This is a genomic window from Escherichia sp. AM3, assembly GCF_032029835.1.
Lineage (GTDB): Bacteria > Pseudomonadota > Gammaproteobacteria > Enterobacterales > Enterobacteriaceae > Escherichia > Escherichia coli.
Window position 1 is genome coordinate 1 of the sequence record NZ_JAVUPQ010000861.1, and the last position, 290, is coordinate 290.

Consider the following 290-nt stretch of genomic DNA (forward strand, 5'->3'; position numbering starts at 1 on the left):
GTTATTACCAGTGCCGAACCGGCCCGGTATCAATATGCACAAAGTTGCTACGTGGGTAGTATCCTACACCACCTGCGCGCATAGATAACGCCGCTTTGCGAATATTGGCTAACGAAACGCCTTCAATATGGAAATCCATCGCCTGCCCTTTGGTGTGATAGCTTTTTTTCGCTACCCCACGGCTGTGGGCGCGCAGTTCATTGTTGGTATCCAGAGAGCGATAGCCAGACATGAGTTGCACCGGCCTTTTGGTTCCCAGCAGTCCCTGCAAGCGGTAAAGCTGATCGAAG

1 protein-coding gene is annotated in these 290 nt (G+C 52.1%); it reads right to left on the reverse strand.

Features of this window, described 5'->3' with window-relative positions:
• Positions 1 to 4: 4 nt before the first annotated feature.
• A partial coding sequence (locus RTW80_RS28740; RefSeq protein ID WP_312721499.1) for a YcbK family protein occupies positions 5 to 290 on the reverse strand: 286 nt, incomplete at its 5' end.